Here is a 24,095-nt window from a genome sequence, read left to right on the forward strand (position 1 = left end):
AATCATGCTGATCGACTTTTTCTACACGCTGCGCGCGGCCAAGCTGCCCGTGTCGGTCAAGGAATTTCTCACCCTGCTCGAAGCCCTGCAGGCCGACGTGGTCGGCCCGCGCCAGCCCGACGCCTGCACCATCGACGACTTCTACTACCTGTCGCGCACCGCGCTGGTCAAGGACGAGAAGCACTTCGACAAGTTCGACCGCGCCTTCGCCGCCTACTTCAAGGGCGTCGAGATGCTGACCGACTTCACCAAGGAAATCCCGGCCGACTGGCTGCGCCAGGTGCTCGAGAAAGAACTCACGCCCGAGCAGAAAGCCGCCATCGAGAAGATGGGCTGGGACGAGCTGATGGAGACGCTGAAAAAGCGCCTGGAAGAGCAAAAGGGCCGCCACGAAGGCGGCAGCAAGTGGATCGGCACCGGCGGCACCAGCCCCTTCGGCCACGGCGGCTACAACCCGCAGGGCGTGCGCATCGGCGGCAAGGGCGGCAACAAGAGCGCCGTCAAGGTGTGGGAAAAGCGCGCCTACCGCGACTACGACGACAGCCAGGAACTGGGCACGCGCAACATCAAGGTCGCTTTGCGGCGCCTGCGCCGGTTCGCGCGCACCGGCAGCGACCTGGAACTGGACCTGCCCGACACCATCAAGAGCACCGCCGCCAACGCCGGCTGGCTCGACATCAAGATGGTGCCCGAGCGCCACAACGCGGTGAAGGTGCTGCTGCTGATGGACGTGGGCGGCACCATGGACGAGCACATCCAGCGCGTGGAAGAGCTGTTCTCGGCCACCAAGGCCGAGCTCAAGCACCTGGAGTTCTACTACTTCCACAACTGCGTCTACGACTTCGTGTGGAAGAACAACCGCCGCCGCTTTGCCGAGAAATTCCCGACCTGGGACATCATCCGCAAGTACAACAAGGACTACAAGCTGATCTTCGTCGGCGACGCGACGATGAGCCCCTACGAGATCCTGCAGCCCGGCGGCAGCGTCGAATACAACAACGAAGAGCCCGGCGCCGAATGGCTGCAACGCCTGACGCACGCCTTCCCCAAGTTCGTCTGGATCAACCCCGAGCCGCCCGGCGTGTGGCAATACCGCCAGAGCATCGCCATCGTGCAGCAGCTGATGGGCCAGCGCATGTTCCCGCTCACGCTCAAGGGGCTGGAGGATGCGATGCGGATGCTGAGCAAATAGCCGCCCACTGGCGCTACTCAAACGCCACGCCCACGGAACTGTTGCCACTGCCGCGTCCGACGGCCTACGGCGTCTCGGCGCAGTGCTTCAACCATCGACAAGCCGTCTGTCGTCCAAACTCCTGAACGCGCATTCGCCGAGGTTGCGGCGCCAATGCGCTCGGCACGCAGCATCATTCAAAGGGAAAACCCTAGAGCTGCCAAACACCGGTCATCCGCTCAAATGGCGGCATTACAACGCACAGCCGTTGACGACGGGCTAAATCGTTGCTTTTGACACGTCACTTGCCATAATTCAATCTCTTTAAACAATACCAAATGGGGGACATGTCAATGAAAACAGTTCGCGTACTTATGCCTTTTGCCCTGATGCTGGTGGCAGGCGTCGCGTCCGCGCAAACCTATGTCGGCAGTTTTCACGTGCAAGACGGTCCAGCCTGGGGCACCAACCCGCCCGTCTATTCCGGGCAGGAAGCTGCAGCACTGCTGTTTGGCGGCTCGGCCTCTGATTACGCCATCTCGATCAATCCCAGCACGACTAATCCAGGCACCATCACCCATACGGCGTACTACAGCACATGGGGCACTGGATGCGCCGTGTTTCCCGAAACCGCTCGTATTGATGATGCGCCGCCTGGATACGCCGTCCCCGGGGGCGCGGGCACCGCCCGGTCCGCGTACGTCGCGGACTGGTGCAACTCAGGTCAGACGAACTATGTCTGGCGCTTGGCCCCCGTGGCGCCCGTATCGGTGCCAACCCTGGGGCAATGGAGCTTGCTCACGCTGTGCCTAGCTGCCGCTGGGCTCGGCATGCGCAGACTGCGCAAAGCCTGAGGCTGGGCTGTCGCACCTCTACAACAAGCCGACAGGCCCGATTCGCCAGGGACGCAAGCCTAGTCCTTGGCAGGTCTGGACAGAGGCATGTCAGGCAGGTTGACGGAGGCGTAAAACCCGGGGCCGCGCACAAGGACCGCGCTCGGGGTTGCCGTGTCCTGTCCCCTGCCCCTCCCGACCCGAGGCGCGGCCGTGAGGCACGGTTCGATTCGATTCGACCTGCATCGCCCAGGTGATACGAGCGTCCTGCACAAGCCGATCACGCGGGGGCCCGGTTGCCAAGGCGAAACCCGAAGCCCCCCTAAACTCGCCCGGTGCCTGTGCAACCCCTCCGGTCGATGTTCCTGCGCGCCGCCCTGTGGCTGGCGCTGGCCCTGCTGTTGCCCGGCTGCGCCCTGCTGCCGGGTGGCGACGCCGCGGCCACGGACGCGGCGGCCACGTCGGCCGGCCCTTCTGGCACCGAGTCGGCCGCGGTCGATGCGCCCGCCTTCGACATCCGTGTCGACTGCGCCGACGCCGATCTGCGCCAGCTGGTCGAGCGCTTCAACAGCCTGCGGCGCTACCGCGCGGTGAGCGACCTGGACGCGTTCGAGCTCGAGCGCCTGATGGCCCTGGCCGAGCGCGACACGCGCGAGCTGCTGGGCACCGAGGGCTACTTCGCGCCCCGCGTGCAGGTGCGCCGCGAGGGCGCCGCCGGCGCGCGGCCCACGGTGGTGATCGCCATCGAGCCGGGCCCGGCCACCACGGTGCGGCAGGTGGAGCTGGACTTCGCCGGCGACATCGCCCACGATGCGGACGCCGACGCGCAGGCGCAGCGCGCCGCGATCACGGAGGGCTGGAGCCTGCCGGCCGGCCGGCGCTTCACGCAGCAGCGCTGGTCCGACGCCAAGACCGACGCCCTGCGCCAGCTGCTGGCCCAGCGCTACCCGCGCGGGCGCATCGCCGCCAGCCAGGCCGACATCGACGCCCCGGCGGCGCAGGCGCGGCTGCACGTGCAGCTCGACTCGGGCCCGCTGTTTCGCCTGGGCACGGCCAGCGTGCTGGGCGCCAGCCGCTACCCGCCCGAGCTGGCCGAGCGCCTGTCCTGGCTGCAGGCGGGCCAGCCGTACGACCAGAAGGCGCTGGTCGACGCCCAGCAGCGCCTGACCGAGAGCGGCTACTACGACGGCGCCTCGATCACCATCGACCCCGAGGGCGACGCCGCCGCCGCGCCCGTGACCTACACCGTGACCGAGGCCAAGCGCCACAAGCTGCAGCTGGGCGTGGGCTACAGCACCGACAGCGGCCCGCGCCTGTCGCTGGAGCACCGCGACAACACGGCCTTGGGCAGCAGCTGGCGCAGCGACACCACGCTGCAGCTCGACCGCAAGGCGCCGCTGGTGCAGCTGGAGCTGCACTCGCTGCCCGACGCCGACCACTGGCGCACCGCGCTGTTCGCGCGCCACATGCGACAGGACGACGGCGCGCTCGTCACCACCTCGCAAACCCTGCGCGCCGGCCGCCTGCAAAGCGGGCCGCGCTTCGACCGCAACGTCTATGTGCAGTACGAGCAGGCCAACGTCACCGGCGCGGCCAGCGTGGTCGCGCCCGACGCGCTGGTCGGCGACGGCGCCGCGCTCAGCCTCAACGCCGCGTGGACCGGGCGCTACTTCGACTCGCCCACCCTGCCCACGCGCGGCTACGGCCTCAGCGGCGAGATCGGCGCGGGCGTCACCACCATGGGCGTGCGCAAGCCCTTCACGCGCCTGACGGGGCGCTGGCTGGGCATGGTGCCGCTGGGCGCGGGCGACAGCCGGCTGGCGCTGCGCGCCGAGGGCGGCGCCGTCATCGGCGCGCGCCAGGCGCGCCTGCCCGCCACGCAGCTGTTTCGCACCGGCGGCGACGCCACCGTGCGCGGCTATGCCTATCGCAGCATCGGCATCCCGCTGGGCGGCAACTGGGTCGGCCCCGGCCGCCTCATGGCGCTGGGCAGCGTCGAATGGCAGCGCCCCATTGCCCAGCAGCGCTGGCCCGGCCTGCTGGAGCACGTGCTGTTCGTCGACGTCGGCAGCGTGGCCAACCACGCCAGCGACCTGCGCGCCCACTGGGGCGTGGGCACCGGCCTGCGCCTGATCACGCCCGTCGGCCCGATGGAGCTGGATGTGGCCTATGGCCTGCAGTCGCATGAAGTGCGCCTGCACATGCGCGTGGGGTTCAACTTCTGATGGCCGCCGCACCGCCTCCTGCCACCTCGGTAGATACTCCTGATTCGATAGCTGCCGGCGCTGATTCGACAGGCGCCAGCGGCCAATCCGGCTCAGATACCGCCGCACCCACCCGCCATCACCCGTGGCGCCGCGCCGCGCGCGCGGCGGCGCTGGGTACCGTGCTGGGGCTGGCCCTGCTGGCCGGCGGCCTGGGCTGGCTGTGGCACTGGGCCGGCAGCGAAGGCTCGCTGGCCAGCACGCTGCAGTGGGTGGGCGCGCGCTGGCCACTGAGCAGCCAGCAGGTCAGCGGCTCGCTGCTGCACGGCGGCCACGCGGGGCAACTGGCATGGCGGCAGGACGGCCTGCAGGTGCACATCGACGACGCCACGCTGCGCTGGGCGCCGGCCGCGCTGCTGCGGCGCACGCTGCACATCCAGCAGTTGGCGGCCGCGCGCGTGCGCATCGACGACCAGCGCCCGCCCAGCCCGTCCACCGGCGCGCCACCGGCCGCGCTCGGCCTGCCGCTGCACGTGCGCATCGACGCCCTGCGGGTCGATGAACTGGCCTGGGCCGGCCCGCCGGCGCTGAGCCTGCACGAGGTGGCGGGCGCCTATGCCTTCGATGGCGCGCGGCACACGCTCGATCTGAGCCACGCGCGCTTTCAGGACGGGCGCTACCAGGCGCGCGCCACGCTGGGCGCCCAGGCCCCCATGCCGCTCGATGTGGCCCTGGCCGGCGCGCTGCGCACCGAGGTGCCGGGCGGCGGCGCGCCCACGGCGCTGCGCCTGCGGGCGCGCCTGCACGGCCCGCTGGCCGAGCTGCAAGCCCAGGCCGTGGCGCTGGCCGCCGCCGACGCGGCCACACCGACGCTGCCCGCCCTGCCCGCCGCCGACACCCCGCTGGCCCTGCCCGCCGACGCCGACGGCGCCCAGGCGCAGCTGAGCGCCCGCATCACCCCCTGGGCCGCCCAGCCCCTGCCCGAGGCCCAAGTCCGGCTGCAGGCCATCGACGCGCGCGCCTTCTGGCCCAGTGCGCCGCACACGCGGCTGAGCGGCCAGGCCGAGCTGGCACCGCTGGCCGGCGCGCCCGGCTGGCGCATCACCGCCGATCTGCGCAACGCCGACGCCGGCCCCTGGGACCACCAGCGCTTGCCGGTCGAGGCCCTGCAGGCCGACGGCCAGTGGCAGGACGGCATCGCCACCATCGAGCGCCTGCAGGCCCGCCTGGCCGGCGGCACGCTGCAGGCCAGCGGCCGCTGGGCCAGCGCCGCCGACGCGCGCTGGCAGCTCGACGCGCGCGCCGCCGACATCGACCCCGCCCGCCTGCACAGCCAGCTGGCGGCTGCGCCCATCGGCGGCACCACGCAGCTGCAGGGCCAGGGCGCGGCGCTGGACTTCACGCTGGCGCTGCAGGCCCGGCCGGCCCCCGCCGCGCCCGCCAAGGGCCTGCGCGCGCTCGACCTGCGCAGCGCCCACGCGCGCGGCCGCTGGGCCGAGGGCTGGCTCACGCTGCAGCAGCTGGATATGCGTGCCGGCAGCGCGCAACTGGCCGGCAACGCGCGCCTGCACCTGCTCGACCGGCGCGCGCCCAGCGGCAGCGCCGACCTCACGCTCACCGCCCCCGGCCTGCAGGCCCACGTGCAGGGCAATCTGGGCGCCACGCGCGGCGAGGGCAAGGCCCAGCTCGACGTCAGCGATGCGGCGCGCACCCTGGCCTGGGCGCAAACCCTGCCCGGCGCCGCACCGCTGCTGGCCGGCCTGCAGGCGCGCGGCGCCGCCACGCTGCAGGCGCGCTGGCACGGCGGCTGGCAAGACCCCGAACTGCACGCCCGCCTGAGCGCCCCCAGCCTGCAGGCGCAGCGCGCGCAAGACGCCGCACCCTGGCAGCTGCAGGGCGCCGAACTCACGCTCGACGGCCGACTGGCCCAGGCCCACGCCACCCTGCGCGGCGCGCTGCAGCAGGGCCCGCGCCAGATCGAGCTGCAGGCCGCGGCCGACCTGGCCCGCAGCACGCCCAAGGCCACGCTGGCCGCATCCACGTGGCGCCTGCAGCTGCAGCAGCTGCAGGCCAAAGTGAGCGACCCGGCGCTGGGCGCCGGCGCTTGGCAGCTGGCCAGCGCGCAGCCTTTCACGCTGCAAGGCGTGGCGGCGGCGCGCGGGCCGCTGCAGCTGTCGGCCGGCGCGCTCACGCTCACCTCGCCCGCGCCGGTGCAGCAGGCGCGGCTGGACTGGGGCCCGCTGCGCTGGCAGGGCGGCGCACTGGCCAGCACCGGGCGCCTCACTGGCCTGCCGCTGCAATGGGCCGAGCGCCTGGCCGGCGTCAAGCTGGCCGACTACGGCATCGAAGGCGCGCTGTTGTTCGATGGCCAGTGGGACTTGAACTGGGACGACCGCCTGCGCCTGCGCGCCGAGCTGGCGCGCGCCAGCGGCGACCTGACCCTGGTGGCGCGCGACACCGACACGGGCCTCGCCGCCCGCGTGCCCGCCGGCCTGCGTCAGGCGCGCCTGCAACTGGCCAGCGACGGCCCGGCTGTCACCGCGCGCCTGGACTGGGACAGCGCCGAGGCCGGCCAGGCGCAGGGCGAGCTGCGCACCCAGCTGTCGGCCGCGCCCGACGGCCAGGGCGGCACGCGCTGGAGCTGGCCCGCCAGCGCGCCGCTGGGCGGCCAGTTGCAGGCGCGCTTGCCGCGCATCGCCGCCTGGTCGGCGCTGGCGCCGCCGGGCTGGCGCCTGCGCGGCGCGCTGGCGGCCGACGTGCGCGTGGCCGGCACGCGCGGGCAGCCGCAGGTGACGGGCACGCTCAGCGCCGACGACCTGGCCCTGCGCTCGGTGGTCGACGGCTTCGCGCTCGGCCGCGGGCGCCTGCGCGCGCGGCTGGACGGCACGCAGCTCATCGTCGACGAGCTGTTGCTGCACGGCCCCGACGGCGGCAAGGGCGCGCCGGCCGACGCCGGCGGCACGCTGCGCGCCAGCGGCGCGGCCGGCTGGCAAGACGGGCGCGCGCAGGCCCGGCTGGACGTGACCTTGACGCGCCTGCACGCCAGCGTGCGCGCCGACCGCGACCTCACCGTCTCGGGTCAGGTGCAGGCCGCGCTGGCGGGTCGCCAGATCACCGTGGGCGGCGACCTGCGCGTGGACCGCGGGCGCATCGAGCTGCCCGACGACAGCGCGCCCAGCCTGGGCAGCGACGTGGTGGTGCACGGCGCCAAGACCGCCGCCAGCGCCCCCGCCGCAGCCCCACCGCCCGCATCGCCGCTGACGGTCGACGCCAGGGTGCAGCTCGACATGGGCGAGGACCTGCGCGTGCGCGGCCAGGGCCTGGAGACGCGCCTGGCCGGCAGCTTGCAGCTGAGCGCGCAAGGCCCCATCGGCACGCCGCCGCAGCTGGCCGGCACCATCCGCACCGTGGGCGGGCGCTTTCATGCCTACAGCCAGAACCTGGACATCGCGCGCGGCGCCATCAGCTTCAGCGGCGCGGTCGACAACCCGCGCCTGGACATCGTCGCCCTGCGCCCCATCTTCACCGCCGACCAGCGCGTGGGCGTGCAGGTGGCCGGCAGCGCGCTGCTGCCGCGCGTGCGCCTGTACAGCGAGCCGCCGCTGCCCGACAACCAGGCGCTGGCCTGGCTGCTGCTGGGCCGCGCCGCGCCCGCCACCGGCGCCGAATCGGCCATGCTGCAGTCGGCCGCCGTGGCGCTGCTGGGCGGGCGCGAGGGGCGCGGCCTGGCGGCGCGCTTCGGCCTGGACGAGCTGAGCTTTGCGCGCGGCAGCGACAGCGCGAGCCCCGACGGCAGCGTGGGCGGCGCCAGCGTCACGCTGGGCAAGCGCCTGTCCGAGCGCCTGTACGCCGCCTACCAGCACAGCCTGGCCGGCACCAGTGGCGCGCTGCTGATCTTCTACGAGCTGTCGCGCCGCTGGAGCCTGCGCGCGCAAGCCGGCGAAAACGCGGCGCTGGACCTGATCTACCGGCTGTCCTTCGATTGAGCCGGCTGCACCGATTTGTAGTCAAACAGGCCTCCAGCGCCCGCCCATCAAGCGCGGGCAGCTACGATTTCAGGATCGACGGCGCCACGGCCCCGCGCCCACGCGCCGATACAATGCCCCCACCCCGCCGCCGTAGTTCAATGGATAGAACGGGCGCCTCCTAAGCGCCAGATGCAGGTTCGATTCCTGCCGGGGGCGCCATTTATAAATTTCATGAGCCGCCATATTCAGTCAAATGTGGCTTGCGAATCAAATAGTTAGATCATTTAAGCCGCCACAAGCCACCATGTAGCGCCCTTGAATCGCGCACCGCTTGGGGGTACAAACGGGGGAACGAGGCCAGTTTCGGTTTCGTTCCCCTTTTTTGTTCCCCATCATGCTGACAAACATTGCTTGCCAAAACGCTGTCTGCCCACCAGACAAGCCCCGCGCCCGCTTCACCGACAGCGGGGGCCTGTATCTGGAAGTGGCCACCACCGGCTCGAAACGCTGGTTTTGGAAGTTCAGGATCGACGGCAAGGAAAAGCGGCTCGCCTTGGGCAGCTATCCCGAGGTCACGCTGAAAGCCGCCCGCCTTGCCCGCGACGATGCCCGCAAGCTGCAATCGTCGGGCACCGATCCTGTTCAGCAGCGCCGCATGGACAAGGCCACGGCCAGGGTCAACAGCGGCAACACCTATGAGGCCGTCGCCAGAGAGTACCGCCAGCACAAGGAGCGCGAATGGAGCGCCGCCTACGCTGAGAAATGGCTGAGGATGCAGGAGCTGAACCTGTTCCCCTACCTTGGCGCCCTGCCTGTAGCGGACATTCCCCCGACGCTGATGCTGGACACCATCCGCCGCGCGGAAAAGCAAGGCAAGCACGAAACCGCCCACTGTATGCGCCAGTATGCGGGCCAGACGTTCCGCTACGCCATCGCCACCGGGCGGGCCACCAACGACCCTACCGCCCCGCTCAAGGGCGCCCTGAAGGCCGTGCTGGTGCGCCACATGGCCGCCGTGCTGACCCCGCCCGAAGCCGGGCACCTGCTGCGCGACATCGACATCTACAAAGGCAGTCCGGTCACGCGCGAGGCGCTGCTGCTGTCGGCCTACACATTCCAGCGTCCTGGCGAGATTCGGCAGATGGAATGGGCCGAAGTGGATTTGGAGCAGGCGCTATGGACGATCCCCGCCGTCAAGATGAAGCGCCGCAAGCAAGCCAAGATCAGCGGGCGCCCGCACCTTGTCCCACTGTCCCCGCAGGCCGTCGAGTGCCTGAGCCGCCTCAAGCCGTTGACGGGCCACCATCGCTACGTGTTCCCCTCGTTGCTGGGTGAAGGCCGGTGCATGAGCGAGAACACGGTGAACACGGCGCTGCGCCGCATGGGCTACGACAACGAGACCATGACCGCCCACGGGTTCCGGGCCATGGCGAGAACACTGATCGTCGAGAACCTGAACTTTGCCCCGGACGTGATCGAGGCCCAATTGGCGCATGGCAAAAGCGGGCCGCTGGGCATGGCCTACGACCGGGCGCAATACATGGCGCAGCGCCGGGACATGATGGCGAAGTGGGCCGATTATCTGGACAAGCTGCGCGCTGGTGGCGACGTGATCCCGCTGCGCGCGTGAGAAACCGGCAGGCCCAGCGCCGGCCTGAGCTGGGCGAAACAAAAGGGACATCATGACCAATTCAGCAACTCGTTATCTCGTTCTCTACCTGGTCAATGGGCGCGAGCATCAATCACCATGGTTTTCTGACCGTGGCCGCGCAGTGCTGGCTTTGCAGGTGCTTCAAGCCAAGTACGGCGAGCGCAACGCAACAATCTACGTCGATTAACAGTTTCGCCAGCCCTAGGCTGATCTCCGAAAACCCGTTTCCCTGACGGGCTGGGCTGGCACCTTTTCAGGGGCGTGAGGGACGCATGGAACAGACTGACATCAATATCGATTGGGAAAAAATCGAGAAATTCAGAAACGATTACAAAATACTGCTGGAGAAATCAGTTCGCTGGTATGAAATTGCCGAGCAGGATGGCTTAGAAGAAGACAAGGCAAAAGAAATAGCCGGCGAAAACTGGGAAATTCATCGGAAATATATTTCCTCCCTAGATTGACAACATCTTGAGAACATCGCTATGTTGCTATTGGATGAGTTACACAGAGCAAAATGGTTGATGACGAAGCTTAGAAAGCATGTCGAGTTCAGATCGTCCGCAACAAAAAAAGTCCGGGGAATAATTACCGCCATAAAACAAAAATCTTCCCGTCGTGCGCGAAGGGCAGCAAATGCGCGCCACAATGCACCTGGGCAAGCAAGAGACAAGGCCAACCAAATCAAGGAAATATGGGCTACCGGGAAGTATTCGAGCCGTGATATTTGCGCTGAGCAGGAATGCGCTGCATTGGGAATGAGCTTTTCCAGCGCACGAAAGGCATTGAGAAATACGCCTGATCCTAGCTAGCCGCTGCACTGCATTGGCTAGCCGATCCGCTGCATAAGGCATTCTCACGGCGAAGTCGTGACACCACCATAGCACCCGTGTTCTTTCACGAGGTGCTAAATGCAACCCAATACCGCCCCCGGCGCTCCCAAGAGCCGTCCCCGCCGCATCGCAGTCCAGACCCTGGACAGCCTCAAAATCCCCGAGGCGCTGCTGAAGATTCAGACGGTCGTTTCCGTCACCGGCCTGTCTGAATCGTCCATCCGCCGCAAGGTGGCCAGCGGCGATTTTCCCGCCCCCGTCAAAGATGGCAAGCGTTGCACCCGCTGGGTTTCGGCCAAAGTCCAGAATTGGCTTCGGGCCAAAGGGGCGCAGTAATGGACAGCAAATCCACTGCCACCGAAGCGCAGCGCAAGCGGGTTATCGAGGCCCTGCGCCTGCGTCCCCAAACGTCCTACGACCTGCGCCGCCTGGGCATTTATCAGGCCCCCGCCCGCGTCAAGGAACTGCGCGACAAATTCGGCTACAGCATCACCACCGACCCCGTGGTGATCGTTGACCGCGACGGCTACCACCATGCCCGTGTGGCGCTCTACACGCTGGTGAACGAGCCCGGAGGGCCGCAGTAATGGGGCGCGACAAGCGGCGCAAAGGAGCCGACGGCAGTCGGGACGCTGGCGGCTTTGTGGCGCTGCCCTGGGCCGTTCTGGACAGCGACGCCTACCAACGCCTGAACCACGCCGCCCGGTGCCTGCTGATCGAGCTTTGCCGGCAGTACGTCAGGGACAACAACGGGCGTTTGCTGGCGAGCCGCGCCTACCTTGCCAAGCGTGGCTGGAAGTCGGCGGACGGCATTCATCGAGCCAAGCAAGAACTGATCGAAGCCGGCTTCATCCATGAGACCGTCAAGGGCCATCGCCCGAACAAGGCGAGCTGGTACGCGTTGACGTTCTATAGCCTCGACCGACTGACCGGCTACGACACGGGCGCGCTGGAAAGTTTCGAGCGCAGCGCTTACCGCAAAAACGCAAGCCTTAGTCCGCCTACCGGAACAGAGAGCACCCCTATAGGCCCGCCTACCGGAACAGAGAGGGCCGCTACTGTTCCGCCTACCGGGCCAATGGAGGGCCAAAAAGCACCCCCGCCTGTTCCGCCTACCGGACACCATCTAGAGAAGCCATCTACTGCGGACAAAAGAACAAGGCGGCTGGGGGGCGTGTTGGAGCAGGTGGCACCGAAAACGAGGGCGCTGGCATGAACGAGTCGCAAAAAACCATCGCGCGCCTGCTGCTGGTCAACCGTGGGCTGAATCTGCTGCTTGACCAGCAAGAGCGAGACACGCCGCAGGTGTTCCCGGCAACGCTGGCGCAAGAGTTCCTCGAAGAGCGCGTCCACCTGGTGCGCGAACTGTGGCGAATCAGCAAAGAACAGTACGAGGCCGAACAGTGAACCTACTCCGAGAAAAGATCATGAGCAAAGAAATCACCATCATCGAGAACACGACCGGCGAAGTCACCACCACCGACCTGGGCGAGCTGGCCGAGCGCATCAACATGCGCGTGAAGGCCGCAGAAGACCGCGCCAAGAAGGCGGTCGAGTACGTCATAGACGCCGGCATCCTGCTGAACGAGGCCAAGGCGCTGGTGAGGCACGGCGAATGGGATCAATGGCTGGCCGCCAACTGCACGGTGGCACCCCGTACCGCCCGCGCCTACATGCTGCTGGCGAAGCGCGTCCCGACCCTGCCGGATGCAGAACGGCAACGCGTTGCCGATTTGCCGGTGCGCGAAGCCATCAAGGCAATCACCACCGACCCGACCGAGCCGCCGCGCCAGCATGGCGTGGAGCGCATTTTCAGCCGAGACGAGCGGGAGCGCACCGCCAAGATTTTCGACACCGGCGCCACGGCGCTGCGCGAGGCCACAAGAGCCATATCCAACGCCGCGCCGATCAAGCCCGGCAAGGTGCAGTCCCTGCGCAACCGGCTGGCCGCCGTGCTGGCCGAGTTGGACAAGCTGACCGAGGCCGAACCGTCATAACGTGCTGGCACGGCAAACCGCTGGGCCGCTCAATTTTTGCCTAATCGTCACAATCAATTGGCCCTACTGAGCATCACCATGCAACCTGCGCGCGGTGGCACGTTTCCGCAACACTGGCAAATAGAAATTGACTATTGCAACAATACTGGGTATATATCCAGCACCTAGGACTTTTCCGGAATTGACCGACCATGAAGCTGAACGACCTGCGCGAAGCCCGCGCCCTGAAAGTGACCGAAGCCCGCGCCCTCGTTGACGGCAACGCGCAACTGAGCCCCGAACAGCAAGCCGCTTTCGACAAGCTGAAGGGCGAGATCAAGGCGCTCGAAGCCGACGAAGCCCGCGCGCAGTTCCTCGAAGACATGGAACGCCGCCCGGTGGACAAGCCCCGCGCCGCCATGGAATCGGGCGTCAACGTCCTGGACGCCATCCGCGCGCAAGTCGAGCAACGCGCCGTCACGGGCGCACTGGCTGAGTTTCAGCAAGAAGCCAAGCGCCAGGGTATCGAGCCCAAGAAAGGCGGCCTGCTGGTGCCAGCTTCGATTTTCGAGAAGCGCACCACCCAAACCACCACCACGGCAGACAAGATCGTCCCCGACGATTACAAGGCATCCGAGTTCATCGGCCTGCTGCGCAACAGCCTGATTGTTCGTTCGCTGGGTGCTCGGGTTCTTTCCGGTCTCCGGGGTGACGTGGTGATCCCCAAGCAGACCGGCGCATCGACGGCCTACTGGCTGAACGAAGGCGACAGCCTGACCGAGAGCAATCCGACGTTCGACACCATCGGCCTGTCCCCGAAGCACGTCGGAGCCCTGTCGAGTCTGTCTCGCCAGTTGATCCAGCAATCATCGAACCCGGCAATCGAACAACTCGTTCGGGACGATTTTGTCCAAGTGGTATCCGCCGCCGTGGACAAGGCCCTGATCCACGGCACCGCTGCTGCAAAACAGCCGGTGGGCATCCTGGCCGCCGCGAACGTGCAGACCGGCAACCTGGCGACCCTGAGCTGGGCCAACCTGCTGGGCCTGCTGGAAAAGCTGGCCCTGGTGAACGTCACCCCGAACGCGGCGCTGATCCATCCCCGGGTGGCAACCAAGCTGGCCAGCACCTTGAAGGACAGCACGGTCGGAGCCGAGTACCTGCTGACCGGCGGGCGTGTTGCAGGCATCCCCGCCCACGTCACCAATCAACTGGACGCCAAGACCGGCACGCCCGACAAGGGCCGCATGATCCTGGGCGACTTCACGCAGCTGGTGATTGGTGAATGGGGCGCTACTGAAATCCTGGCCAACCCCTACGCCGCTGGCTACTACGAAGCCGGCGCGGTGCAACTGCGCATCCTGCACACCATGGACGCCGCCGTCCGCCACCCCAAGGCGTTCGTGACCGTCGAGGACATCGGCATCTAAGGGACAGCGAATGTTGGAAGTCCGCTCAACTGGCGAGCTGCGCAGCGACGGCAAGAAGCTGACGGGCTACGCCGCGATCTTCAACAGCGAAACCGACCTGGGCGGGTTCGTCGAGGTCATCCGCAATGGGGCCTTTCGCAAGTCCCTGGAAAGCGCTTCCAACATTCGCGCCCTGTACCACCACCAGGGCGACGCACTACTCGGGACAACGCGCAGCAAGACATTGAAGCTGCGCGAAGACCCGCACGGCCTGGCCTTCGAGCTTGACCTGCCGAACACCACCCACGGGCGCGACCTGGCCATCCTCGTGGAGCGTGGCGACGTGGCCGGCTGCTCCTTCGGGTTTCGGGTTCGTGACGGTGGCGACCGCTGGGAACAACGAGGGCCGTCCCTGGTGCGTGAGCTGCTGGACGTGGAGCTGAGTGAAGTCACCCTGACCGCTGATCCCGCGTATGCCGATACGTCGGTGGCCCTGCGCACCCGCAAGAACATCATCAACAACGACACCCGCCGCCTGTGGCTTGAGACTTGTCTATGGGACTGATTCAACGCCTGGCCGGCCGCATGGGCTACGAACGTCGGGCATACAACCCCAACGACACCTGGGCGGCCTTTCAAGCCCTTCGGACTGGCACCACCGAGCCCGAGGGCATATCGGCCGTGTATGCCTGCGTGCAAGCCATCAGCGAGACCGTGGGCAGCCTGCCCTTGATCTTGTTCCGGCGCGACGGCGAAGACCGCACCCGCGCCAGTGAACACCCGCTGTATCGAGTCCTTCACGATCAAGCCAACGAGCACCAGACGGCATTGGAGTTCCGCGAGCTGCTGCAGGCCAACGTCCTGCTGAGGGGCAATGCCTATGCTCGAATCGAGTTCGACAGCGCCGGGCAAGTATCTGCCCTGTGGCCCATCAACCCCGACCGCGTGAGCGTGATTCGCAACGGCGACAAGCTGGCCTACGAATACACCGATGGCGACGGCAAGCTGATCCGCCTGCTGTCTCACGAAGTCCTGCATCTTCGCCATCGCCTGGGGCCCGACGGTGTGCTGGGCGTGTCACCCATCCAAGCCGCCCGTGGAGTGATTGACCTGGCGCAGTCGGAGCAAGAGCATGGGCTGGGCACGTTCAACAACGGCACCCGCCTATCCGGTGTGCTGAAGTTCCCCGGCCTGTTGAAGCCCGAGCAGCGCATTGCCATCCGCGATAGCTGGGCATCGCAACATGCCGGCGGTGCGAATGCTGGCAAGACCGCCATCCTCGAATCAGGCGTGGAGTTTCAGCAGGTGAGCATGACGCTCGAAGACGCCGAATGGATCGCCGCGCGGCAATTCAGCGTCGAGGAAGTGGCCCGCCTGTTTCGCGTGCCCCCGACCGTTATCGGTGATCTTCGCCATGGCAACTACAGCAACAGCGTGGAGATGGCGCGGCAGTTTGTCACCTTGTCCCTACGTCGGCACCTCGTTGCATGGGAGCAAGCCATTCAAAGCAAGCTGTTGACCGAAGCGGGCCGCCGTGTGTACTTTGCCGAGCACCAAGTCGAGGGGCTACTGAGGGGCGATGCAACGACAAGGGCAGCGTTCTACGCCAGCGGCATCAATGTCGGCTGGATGCGCAAGTCCGAAGCCCGGCGCCTGGAAAACCTGCCCACGATCCCCGGCATCGACGAAGAGCCCACGGGCAAGGCACCCGCCGCCCCTGGCGACTACCCGAGCAAGCAATGAGCAAGGCCACCGGACGCAATGCCGATCCCCGGCGCACCCTGCCCTTGAATGGGGGCGCATGGCAGCGCCTGCGGGCATCCGTGCTGGATCGTGAGCCGCTGTGCCGCTACTGCCTGGCGCGTGGCCAGGTTGTCGCAGCGACGGACGTTGACCACGTGAGTGGTGATCCATCGGACAACAGCATGGACAACTTGCAGCCGCTGTGCCATGAGTGCCATTCGATGAAGACGGCCAGCGACCACGGCAAAGACGTTTATCTGGGTTGCGACCTGGACGGCCTGCCGCTTGATCCCAACCATCCGTGGAACAAGGAAGTGACTGCTACAACTGTGATAGCAAAGCTACTGAAAGCATAGCAAGAAATCGCCAGCAGTCGCAGGCTGTAGACCGCCCGGTTTCCCTTTTTTCACTGCTAACTCGCCATCATGAAATCAACTGCCCGCCGTCCCCGCTCAGACAGCATCGCATCGGCCATCCAGACCGCTCAAAACGCCGCACAAGCGCCTATCGAGCCGCCGCCGTATGTCACCCTGCGCGATGGCGATTTGCCATTCTGGGCGCGCATTATCGAGTCCAAGGCGCGTAGCACCTGGACGCCTGCCGACCTCGTTTCAGCGGCGCATCTTGCCCGCGCCATGGCAGACATTGAAGTGTTGCAAGCGCAACTGGACGTTGAGGGCTACATCACTGGTGACAAGATCAACCCGACCGCAAAGGCAATTGAGATGCTGGTGAAGCGGGCCGGCAACATTGCCCGAGCGATTCAGGTGCACGCCCTGGCCACGGTGGGCGAAGCACGCGACGCCGGCAAAGCTGCCACGGCAGAGCGTGAAGCCCGGCAAGCCGACGAAGAGTTGACCGACCTGATCCCGCGCCTGTACGCGCTATGACCCGCGCCGCCCGCATCATCACCTTTATCGAGGGCTTTTGTGTCACGCCCGAAGGTGCCGACGTGGGCAAGCCGCTGGTGCTGGCTGAGTTTCAGAAAGACTTCATCCGGGACGTTTACGACAACCCAGCCGGCACCCGCCGCGCTATCCTTTCGATAGCCCGCAAGAATGGCAAAAGCGCCCTGATTGCCGGCCTGCTGCTGGCGCACCTGATTGGCCCCGAGGCGAAGCAAAACGCGCAGATTGTGTCGGGCGCAATGTCGAGGGATCAAGCCGCCCTCGTGTTCAACCTGGCCAGCAAGATGGTGCAGGCCAGCCCGAAGCTATCGAAGCTGGTGCGCATCGTCCCATCGGGTAAGCGCCTGATTGGCCTGCCGATGAATGTCGAGTTTCGAGCCCTGGCAGCCGAGGGCAAAACCGCCCACGGCCTGAGCCCTGTGCTTGCGATCCTGGACGAAGTGGGGCAGGTGCGCGGGCCGCAGTCGGATTTTGTGGACGCCATCACCACCAGCCAGGGAGCCCACGAAAACCCGCTGCTGATTGCGATCAGCACGCAAGCGGCAAGCGACGCCGATTTGCTGAGTCTATGGATCGACGATGCCACTATCAGCAACGACCCGAAGATTGTCTGCCGCGTGTACGCCGCGCCCGAGGGTTGCGAGCTGACGGATGAGGCGGCATGGCGGGCAGCAAACCCGGCGCTTGGCCTGTTTCGCAGCGAGTCCGACCTGAGCGAGCAGCTCACGCAAGCGCAGCGCATGCCCAGCATGGAGAACACCGCGCGCAACCTGCTGCTGAATCAGCGGGTATCGACAGACAGCCCATTCGTGAGCCCCGACGTGTGGAAGGCTTGTAGCGGGCCTGTAGAGCCCCTGGACGGGCCTGTCTTCGCCGGCCTGGACTTGAGCGCAAGGACGGACTTAACGGCCCTGGTGCTGGTGGGCAAAGCGGGTGACGTGTGGCACGTCCGACCGTATTTCTGGACGCCCGAGCAAGGCATTCACGACCGCGCAAAGCGTGACCGCGTGCCCTATGACCTGTGGGTGAAGCAAGGGTTTCTGAAGACCACGCCCGGCGCCACTGTGGACTATGAGCACGTTGCGACCGGCATGCTTGAAATCATGGCCGACCTGGACGTGAGAGCCATTGCCTACGACCGCTGGCGCATTGATCTATTGCGCAAGGAGCTGGGCGATTTGGGGGCCGACCTGCCGCTCATTGAATGGGGGCAAGGCTTCAAGGACATGGCCCCTGCCCTGGACGCGCTCGAAGCTGAATTGTTGAATGGCCGTGTTGCCCACGGTATGCACCCGGTGCTGTCCATGTGCGCGGCCAATGCCTGCGTTACCAAAGACCCGACCGGCGCGCGCAAGCTGGACAAAAGCCGCACCACGGGCCGCATTGATGGCATGCAAGCCCTGGCCATGGCGATTGGCGCAGCGAGCCGCAGCGAGGAGACACAAGCCTATGAAGCCGACAGCTTCATGTTTGTTTAACCCCTGGCCGGGAGGGGGCCGCAAGGCACAGCCCGGACGCGGATTGGTCGGTGAGTGCCGCGATTGAGACAAAACCCCGACAGCCGGTGGCGCGGACTGCGTGACCAATGGAACACGCTGAACCCTTTCTTCGCGCGCGACCGGCACCCATTCAAGGAGCAACCATGCCAACCCTGAGCCAAGCCAAAGCACATCTTCGCGTTGACCACACCGACGAGGACACCCTTATCGAGGGCCTGATCGACGCCGCCCAGCAGACCGTCCTGCTGTATCTCAACGTCGAGACGCTGCCCACCGCCGCCCCCGTCGATATTGCGGTGCTCATGTTGACCGCCGCCCTGTACGAACAAAGGGAAAGCGTGGTGGATCGTCCCCTGTCGGACAACCACCTGTATTCCCGCCTGCTGGCCCCGTATCGGGCCATGGAGGCATAGAAATGCAAGCCGGCACCCTAGACCAGCGGATCGAGCTGCAAGAGCTTGTGCAGGGCTTTGACGATTACGGCCAGCCCATCAACGAGTGGCAGACCTACCTATCGGCCTGGGCCGCCGTGGAGCCCCTGCAGGGCCGGGAATACCTGGCCGCCATGCAAAACCAGACCGAGACGACCATCCGCGTGCGCCTGCGCTACCGACCGGGCGTGAAGTCCGCCATGCGGGTGAAGCATGGGGCGAAGCTGTACGGCGTCACCAGCGTTATCGACGTGAAAAGCACGGGCCGGGAGCTGGTGCTGATGTGTACGGCTGGGGGGTGAAGCCGGCTTACCTGCTATGCTGAGAAACGAAGCAGGGGGAACAGCATGGGGAACCCTGCAAAGCCATATCACTGAAACCTAGCATTGACGCGCCCGAAATAGAATCTTTCGATTCCTGCCGGGCCACGCTGCCCCGCCCCACGCACGTGCCCGCCTATTCCTTCGAAGCCCTGCAAGCCGACGGCCAGACCCGCAAGGGCGTGATCGAGGCCGACACGGCGCGCCTGGCGCGCGCGCAGCTGCGCGGGCAGGCGCTGGTGCCGCTGGCGGTGGAGCCGGTGACCGGCCGCGCCGACAGCCTGCTGACCCGGCCGATCGTCGGCGGGCGCGCCTTCGGCGGCACGCGGCTGGCCATCTTCACGCGCCAGCTGGCGGGGCTGGTGGGTTCGGGCCTGCCGCTGGAGCGCGCGCTGTCGGCGCTGGCCGACGAGGCCGAGGACGACAAGCAGCGCAACCTGATCGCCGGCCTGCGCGCCGAGGTCAACGCCGGCGCCCCGCTGGCGCGTGCCATGGCGCAGCAGCCGCGCGAGTTCTCGCCGGTCTACACGGCGGTGATCGCCGCCGGCGAGCAGGGCGGCCACCTGGGCGCCGTGCTGGAGCGCCTGGCCGACGACCTGGAAGAGCGCCAGGCGCTCAAGTCCAAGCTGATCGGCGCCGCGCTGTACCCGGCCATCGTCACGCTGGTGGCGATCGTGATCGTGGTGTTCCTGGTCAGCTACGTGGTGCCGCAGGTGGCCACCGTGTTTGCCGGCACCCAGCACGCGCTGCCGACGCTGACGGTGGCCATGCTGGCCATCAGCGCCTTCGTGCGCAACTGGGGCTGGTGGCTTTTGGGCACCATCGTTTTGATAGCTGCCGGCGCACGCTGGGCGCTGACGATCGGCACTTTTCGTCAAAAATTCGACGCCGCCTGGCTGCGCCTGCCGCTGGTCGGGCGGCTGGCGCGCGGCTACAACGCGGCGCGCTTCGGCGCCACGCTGGCCATGCTGGCGGGGGCCGGCGTGCCCATCCTGCGCGCGCTGCAGGCCGCCAGCGAAACGCTGAACAACACGGCGATGCGCGCCGACGCCGAGGACGCGCTGGTGATGGTGCGCGAGGGCGCGCCGCTGGCGGCGGCGCTGGCGCAGAAAAAGCGCTTTCCGGGCCTCTTGGCCATGTTCGCCCGCCTGGGCGAGCAGACCGGCCAGCTGCCGCTGATGCTGCAGCGCGCCGCCGTGCAGCTGTCCACCGAGGTGCAGCGCCGCGCCATGCAGCTGGCCACCATCCTGGAGCCGCTCTTGATCGTGGTCATGGGCGTGGTGGTGATGCTGATCGTGCTGGCCGTGATGCTGCCGATCATCCAGCTCAACCAGTGGGTGAAGTAGCGCCGACCGGCGTCATGTAGTAACATTGCTACATTCATCGATTGCGGAGGCTGCCATGCAAACCCTCACCTCGCGCGAATTCAACCAGGACACGGCCCGCGCCAAGCGCGCCGCCAACGACGGGCCGGTGTTCATCACCGACCGGGGCAAGCGCGCCTATGTGCTGATCACCAATGACGAGTACGAGCGCCTGACCCGCAAGCCCCAGTCGATCATCGAAGCGCTGGCCATGCCCGGTGTGGAAGACATCGACCTCGATTCGGTGCTGCCCCAGCGGCGCGACTTGCCACGCGCGGCCGAGTTCGACTGACGATGTTCCTGCTCGACACCAACGTCATCTCGGAGTTGCGCAAGGCCGGCGCCGGCAAGGCCGACGCGCAGGTCATGCGCTGGATGGAGGGCACCGTCGCCAGCACGCTGCACGTTTCGGTCATCACGCTGGAAGAACTGGAAATTGGCACCCTGCGCATGGAACGGCGCGACGCCGTGCAAGGCAGGCTCTTGCGGCGCTGGCTGGAACAGCACGTGATGCCGACGTTTGCCGGCCGCATGCTGCCGCTCGACATCGAGGTGGCCCGGCGCAGCGCCGGCTTGCAAGTACCCGACCCCATGCCCATCCGGGACGCCTACATCGCCGCCACCGCCCTGGTCCACGGCCTGACGGTGGTCAGCCGCAACACGCGCGACTTCGCCGCCTGCGGCGCGCAAGTGCTAAACCCCTGGCAAGCACCTGTCTGACGGGCGCCACCAGCTATCATTTTCGACATGCCCGCCACCCTCGACGACAAGCTCGTGGTCGCGATCTCCTCGCGCGCCCTGTTCGACCTGGAGGAAGAAAACCAGGTCTTCGATGCCGGCGACGCGCAGGCCTACATGCAGCTGCAGTTGGAGCGCCTGGACGTGCCGGCGCGCCCCGGCATCGCGCATTCCATGGTCCGCAAGCTGCTGCGCTTCAACGAGGACGGCGTGGCGCGCGTGGAGGTCGTCATCCTCTCGCGCAACGACCCGGTGTCGGGCATGCGCATCTTCAACTCGGGCGCGGCGCAGGCGCTGCGGCTGGAGCGCGGTGTGTTCACCCAGGGCCGCGCGCCCTTCGGCTACCTGCGTCCGCTGCACGCCGACATCTTCCTGTCGGCCAACGCGCAGGACGTGCACGAGGCGCTGGCGGCGGGCTTTCCGGCCGCGCACGTGATGGTGGGCGCGCGCCCGGCCGGCAACGGCTACCCCGACGAATTGCGCATCGCCTTCGACGGCGACGCCGTGCTGTTCTCCGACGAGGCCGAGCAGGTGTTCCAAAAGAAGGGCCTGGCCGCCTTCCAGCAGCATGAAAAGCGCAAGGCCGACGAGCCGCTGCCGGCCGGCCCCTTCAAGCCCTTCCTGGAGGCCCTGCACCGCCTGCAGCACGCCGGCCCGCCGGGGCTGCGCATTCGCACCGCGCTGGTCACCGCGCGCGGCGCGCCGGCGCACCGCCGCGCCATCCAGACGCTGATGCGCTGGAACATCCGCGTCGACGAGGCGATGTTCCTGGGCGGCCTGCCCAAGGGCGAATTCCTGCGCGAGTTCGAGCCCGACTTCTTCTTCGACGACCAGAGCGGCCACATCCAGCAGGCGGCCGGCTTCGTGCCCGCCGGGCACGTGGCGGCGGGCGTTACAAATGCGCCGGCGTCCCAGGCAACCCCAAGGCCGCGCCGGCGTTCCAATCGGGCATGACCTTGCTCTTTCGCCTTCGCGCCGCCGCGGCGCTGCTGATCGGTGCGCTCGCCGCCGGCGCCGCGCTGGCCCAGTCCGCCCCCGCCGCGCCGGCCGCGCCCGCATCCGCGCCACCGGCCACCGCCGCCCAGACGCCCGGCAAGGGCGAGGCGCAGGCGCTCAGGCTGTTCAATCTGCTGGACGCCAACGGCGACGGCCGCATCTCGCGCGCCGAGGCCGACGTGGCCATCCGCATCAAGCCCTCGCTGGCCGAGCTGTTCGAGCGCACCGACACCAACCACGACGGCTATCTGACGCAGGACGAAATCCGCGCCGAGGCCGCGCGCGCGAAGGCCGAGCGCCAGGCCCGCCGCGAGCGCGAGGCGGCTGCGGCGGCCGGCGCCATGTCGCGCCCGTAAAGTTTGTAAAGCCGGTCGGCGCGGCAGCGACCGCGCCCGTTGGCAGGATCACACTGGGCGGCCGTTTTGCGGCACGCCCCGCGGGGTCAACACCATGCCATCGTCTTCCCGTCTGCTGTCACGCCGCCACGCGCTGCGTCTGGCCGCCTGGGGCGCCGCCGCCGTGACGGCGCCCTGGGCCCGCGCCAGCAACCCACCCGCAAACACCACCGACACCGCCGCCATCTGGCGCGCGCTCTCGCGCCTGGGCTACGGCCCCACGCCGGCGCTGATCGCGCAGGTGCAGCAGGCCGGCGGCGCGCAGGCCTGGGCGCTGGCCGCCATCGACGCCGCCTTCGCCGCCAGCCAGGCGCCCATCCAGCTGGGCGGCCTGCCGGGCGACTTCGACGCCCCGCTGCCCGAAATCTTCGAGCGCACCGCCGCCGAGCGCAAGGCGCGGCGCGAACAGCGCGAAGCCAAAGGCAACGCCGTCGCGGGGCCCACCGCGCCGCCGCCGGCGATGACCGCGCCCGCATCCGCCGCGCCACCTGCGCCCTCGGCCCTGCGCGTCACCGAGCCCCTGCGCTACATCGCCGCCGTGGCGCGCCAGTCCGCCGCCTGGAAGCTGCTGGCCGCCAGCCGGCCCGACCTGGAACACCCGCTGCTGGCGCGCATGAGCGAGTTCTGGTTCAACCACCTCAACGTCTCGATCGACAAGGGCACGGTGCGCCCCTTTGCCGGCCACTATCAGGCGCAGGCCATCCGCGGCCATGCGCTGGGCCGCTTCGAGCACCTGCTGCTGGCCAGCGCCCGCCACCCCGCCATGCTGTACTACCTGGACCAGGTGCAGAGCGTGGCCGAGGGCACCCTGCAGGGCCCGCAGCGCCGCGGCCTGAACGAGAACTATGCGCGCGAGCTGATGGAGTTGCACACCCTGGGCGTCAACGGCGGCTACAGCCAGAGCGACGTGCGCGAGCTGGCGCGCGTGCTCACCGGCTGGACGGTGGGCCCGCGCCAGCCCGATGGCTTTCGCTTTGCGCCGCGCGGCCACGACACCGGCGTCAAGACGGTGCTGGGCCAGCGTTTTGGCGGCAACCCCGACCCGCGCACCGGCGAGGCCGAGGGCGTGGCCGCCATCCGCATGCTGGCCGCGCACCCCGCCACCGCGCGCCGCATCGCGTTGCGGCTGGCGCAGTGGTTCGTGGCCGACGCACCGCCGCCCGCGCTGGTGGGCGAGCTGGCAAGCAGCTTTCAGTCCAGCGGCGGCGACACCCGCGCCCTGCTGCGCACCCTGGTCGGCTCCAGCGCCTTCTGGGACCCGGCCCACAACCTGTTCAAGACGCCCTACGACTACGCCAGCTCGGCCCTGGCCGCCACCGGCGGCCCGCAGGACGAGCGCGAGATCAACCAGACCCTGGGCCTGCTGCAAAACGCCGGCCAGGGCGTGCTGCGCTGGCCCACGCCCGACGGCTACAAGACCGACCGCGCCACCTGGCTGGCGCCCGAGGCGCTGACCCACCGCGCCGACTACGCGCTGGCGCTGGCGCGGCGCCGGCCGGCGGTCGACTTTCTGGACGCCTTCATGCAGCCGGCCACGCTGCGCCAGATCGACGCCCAGCCGCCCGCCTTGCGCGCCGGCCTGCTGCTGGCCAGCCGCGAATTCATGTCGAAATAGCCTCTCGCGCCCGTCTGGCAAGCGCAAGCAGCTATTGATTC

Annotated in this window: 26 protein-coding genes and 1 tRNA gene; all 27 read left to right on the plus strand. The window is 67.8% G+C overall.

Annotated features, from left to right (window positions below; all coding sequences use genetic code 11):
- Positions 1-4: 4 nt before the first annotated feature.
- The 27 genes from ACWHMB_RS15355 to ACWHMB_RS15485 all read left to right on the plus strand — a co-directional run bounded on the left by ACWHMB_RS15355 (position 5) and on the right by ACWHMB_RS15485 (position 24,054).
- The gene (locus ACWHMB_RS15355) at positions 5-1,192 is read left to right on the plus strand and encodes a vWA domain-containing protein (RefSeq protein WP_377484059.1); all 1,188 of its coding nucleotides are present in this window, start codon (positions 5-7) and stop codon (positions 1,190-1,192) included.
- A 332-nt stretch (positions 1,193-1,524) separates the two neighbouring features.
- The gene (locus ACWHMB_RS15360; protein WP_377516397.1) at positions 1,525-2,025 is read left to right on the plus strand and encodes an IPTL-CTERM sorting domain-containing protein; all 501 of its coding nucleotides are present in this window, start codon (positions 1,525-1,527) and stop codon (positions 2,023-2,025) included.
- Positions 2,026-2,363: 338 nt separating this feature from the next.
- Positions 2,364-4,229, plus strand: a complete 1,866-nt coding sequence (locus ACWHMB_RS15365) for an autotransporter assembly complex protein TamA (RefSeq protein WP_377484063.1) — start codon at positions 2,364-2,366, stop codon at positions 4,227-4,229.
- Entirely contained in the window at positions 4,229-8,194 is a 3,966-nt protein-coding gene (locus tag ACWHMB_RS15370) for a translocation/assembly module TamB domain-containing protein (RefSeq protein WP_377542678.1), read from the plus strand. Before ACWHMB_RS15365 ends, ACWHMB_RS15370 begins: the two co-directional genes overlap by 1 nt.
- Positions 8,195-8,320: 126 nt before the next feature.
- A tRNA-Arg gene (locus ACWHMB_RS15375) sits at positions 8,321-8,395 on the plus strand.
- Positions 8,396-8,570: 175 nt separating this feature from the next.
- Positions 8,571-9,806, plus strand: a complete 1,236-nt coding sequence (locus ACWHMB_RS15380; RefSeq protein WP_377484068.1) for a tyrosine-type recombinase/integrase — start codon at positions 8,571-8,573, stop codon at positions 9,804-9,806.
- A gap of 52 nt (positions 9,807-9,858) precedes the next feature.
- On the plus strand, positions 9,859-10,014 hold the full coding sequence (locus ACWHMB_RS15385) for a hypothetical protein (protein WP_377484072.1): 156 nt from the start codon (positions 9,859-9,861) through the stop codon (positions 10,012-10,014).
- An 85-nt stretch (positions 10,015-10,099) separates the two neighbouring features.
- Positions 10,100-10,291: a hypothetical protein gene (locus ACWHMB_RS15390; protein WP_377484074.1), complete on the plus strand. Its 192-nt coding sequence runs from the start codon at positions 10,100-10,102 to the stop codon at positions 10,289-10,291.
- Between the two features lie 447 nt (positions 10,292-10,738).
- Positions 10,739-10,996 (plus strand): helix-turn-helix transcriptional regulator, encoded by a 258-nt coding sequence (locus tag ACWHMB_RS15395; protein ID WP_377484076.1) that lies wholly within the window; start codon positions 10,739-10,741, stop codon positions 10,994-10,996.
- On the plus strand, positions 10,996-11,247 hold the full coding sequence (locus tag ACWHMB_RS15400; RefSeq protein WP_377484078.1) for a helix-turn-helix domain-containing protein: 252 nt from the start codon (positions 10,996-10,998) through the stop codon (positions 11,245-11,247). The genes ACWHMB_RS15395 and ACWHMB_RS15400 overlap by 1 nt, the downstream gene beginning before the upstream one ends.
- Positions 11,247-11,876 (plus strand): helix-turn-helix domain-containing protein, encoded by a 630-nt coding sequence (locus tag ACWHMB_RS15405; RefSeq protein WP_377484080.1) that lies wholly within the window; start codon positions 11,247-11,249, stop codon positions 11,874-11,876. The genes ACWHMB_RS15400 and ACWHMB_RS15405 overlap by 1 nt, the downstream gene beginning before the upstream one ends.
- Positions 11,873-12,067 (plus strand): hypothetical protein, encoded by a 195-nt coding sequence (locus ACWHMB_RS15410; RefSeq protein ID WP_377484082.1) that lies wholly within the window; start codon positions 11,873-11,875, stop codon positions 12,065-12,067. The genes ACWHMB_RS15405 and ACWHMB_RS15410 overlap by 4 nt, the downstream gene beginning before the upstream one ends.
- Before the next feature lie 20 nt (positions 12,068-12,087).
- On the plus strand, positions 12,088-12,657 hold the full coding sequence (locus ACWHMB_RS15415) for a DUF3102 domain-containing protein (RefSeq protein ID WP_377484084.1): 570 nt from the start codon (positions 12,088-12,090) through the stop codon (positions 12,655-12,657).
- A gap of 191 nt (positions 12,658-12,848) precedes the next feature.
- Positions 12,849-14,066, plus strand: coding sequence for a phage major capsid protein (locus ACWHMB_RS15420; protein ID WP_377484085.1), 1,218 nt, complete (start codon positions 12,849-12,851; stop codon positions 14,064-14,066).
- Between the two features lie 10 nt (positions 14,067-14,076).
- Positions 14,077-14,610 carry an HK97 family phage prohead protease gene (locus ACWHMB_RS15425; RefSeq protein ID WP_377484087.1) on the plus strand — a complete coding sequence of 178 codons (534 nt, stop codon included), beginning with the start codon at positions 14,077-14,079 and terminating at the stop codon, positions 14,608-14,610.
- Between the two features lie 20 nt (positions 14,611-14,630).
- Positions 14,631-15,788, plus strand: coding sequence for a phage portal protein (locus ACWHMB_RS15430; protein WP_377614908.1), 1,158 nt, complete (start codon positions 14,631-14,633; stop codon positions 15,786-15,788).
- Positions 15,785-16,144 (plus strand): HNH endonuclease, encoded by a 360-nt coding sequence (locus ACWHMB_RS15435; protein WP_377484091.1) that lies wholly within the window; start codon positions 15,785-15,787, stop codon positions 16,142-16,144. The genes ACWHMB_RS15430 and ACWHMB_RS15435 overlap by 4 nt, the downstream gene beginning before the upstream one ends.
- Positions 16,145-16,213: 69 nt before the next feature.
- The gene (locus ACWHMB_RS15440) at positions 16,214-16,678 is read left to right on the plus strand and encodes a TerS protein (protein ID WP_377484093.1); all 465 of its coding nucleotides are present in this window, start codon (positions 16,214-16,216) and stop codon (positions 16,676-16,678) included.
- Entirely contained in the window at positions 16,675-18,174 is a 1,500-nt protein-coding gene (locus tag ACWHMB_RS15445) for a terminase large subunit (RefSeq protein ID WP_377484095.1), read from the plus strand. Before ACWHMB_RS15440 ends, ACWHMB_RS15445 begins: the two co-directional genes overlap by 4 nt.
- 164 nt (positions 18,175-18,338) lie before the next feature.
- Positions 18,339-18,608 carry a head-tail connector protein gene (locus ACWHMB_RS15450; RefSeq protein ID WP_377484097.1) on the plus strand — a complete coding sequence of 90 codons (270 nt, stop codon included), beginning with the start codon at positions 18,339-18,341 and terminating at the stop codon, positions 18,606-18,608.
- A 2-nt stretch (positions 18,609-18,610) separates the two neighbouring features.
- Complete coding sequence (locus tag ACWHMB_RS15455) at positions 18,611-18,928, plus strand: phage head closure protein (RefSeq protein WP_377484099.1); 318 nt, start codon at positions 18,611-18,613, stop codon at positions 18,926-18,928.
- 146 nt (positions 18,929-19,074) lie between these two features.
- Positions 19,075-20,292: a type II secretion system inner membrane protein GspF gene (gene gspF, locus ACWHMB_RS15460; RefSeq protein ID WP_377484101.1), complete on the plus strand. Its 1,218-nt coding sequence runs from the start codon at positions 19,075-19,077 to the stop codon at positions 20,290-20,292.
- A 55-nt stretch (positions 20,293-20,347) separates the two neighbouring features.
- The gene (locus ACWHMB_RS15465; RefSeq protein WP_377484103.1) at positions 20,348-20,602 is read left to right on the plus strand and encodes a type II toxin-antitoxin system prevent-host-death family antitoxin; all 255 of its coding nucleotides are present in this window, start codon (positions 20,348-20,350) and stop codon (positions 20,600-20,602) included.
- Between the two features lie 2 nt (positions 20,603-20,604).
- Positions 20,605-21,030 (plus strand): type II toxin-antitoxin system VapC family toxin, encoded by a 426-nt coding sequence (locus ACWHMB_RS15470; protein WP_377484105.1) that lies wholly within the window; start codon positions 20,605-20,607, stop codon positions 21,028-21,030.
- Between the two features lie 27 nt (positions 21,031-21,057).
- Entirely contained in the window at positions 21,058-22,002 is a 945-nt protein-coding gene (locus ACWHMB_RS15475; RefSeq protein ID WP_377484107.1) for a 5'-nucleotidase, read from the plus strand.
- A complete protein-coding gene (locus tag ACWHMB_RS15480) occupies positions 21,999-22,400 on the plus strand; it encodes an EF-hand domain-containing protein (RefSeq protein WP_377484109.1) in 402 nt (133 codons plus the stop codon). Before ACWHMB_RS15475 ends, ACWHMB_RS15480 begins: the two co-directional genes overlap by 4 nt.
- A gap of 94 nt (positions 22,401-22,494) precedes the next feature.
- The gene (locus tag ACWHMB_RS15485) at positions 22,495-24,054 is read left to right on the plus strand and encodes a DUF1800 domain-containing protein (RefSeq protein WP_377484112.1); all 1,560 of its coding nucleotides are present in this window, start codon (positions 22,495-22,497) and stop codon (positions 24,052-24,054) included.
- Positions 24,055-24,095: the final 41 nt, after the last annotated feature.

The sequence above is a fragment of the Ottowia pentelensis genome (genome assembly GCF_964341695.1).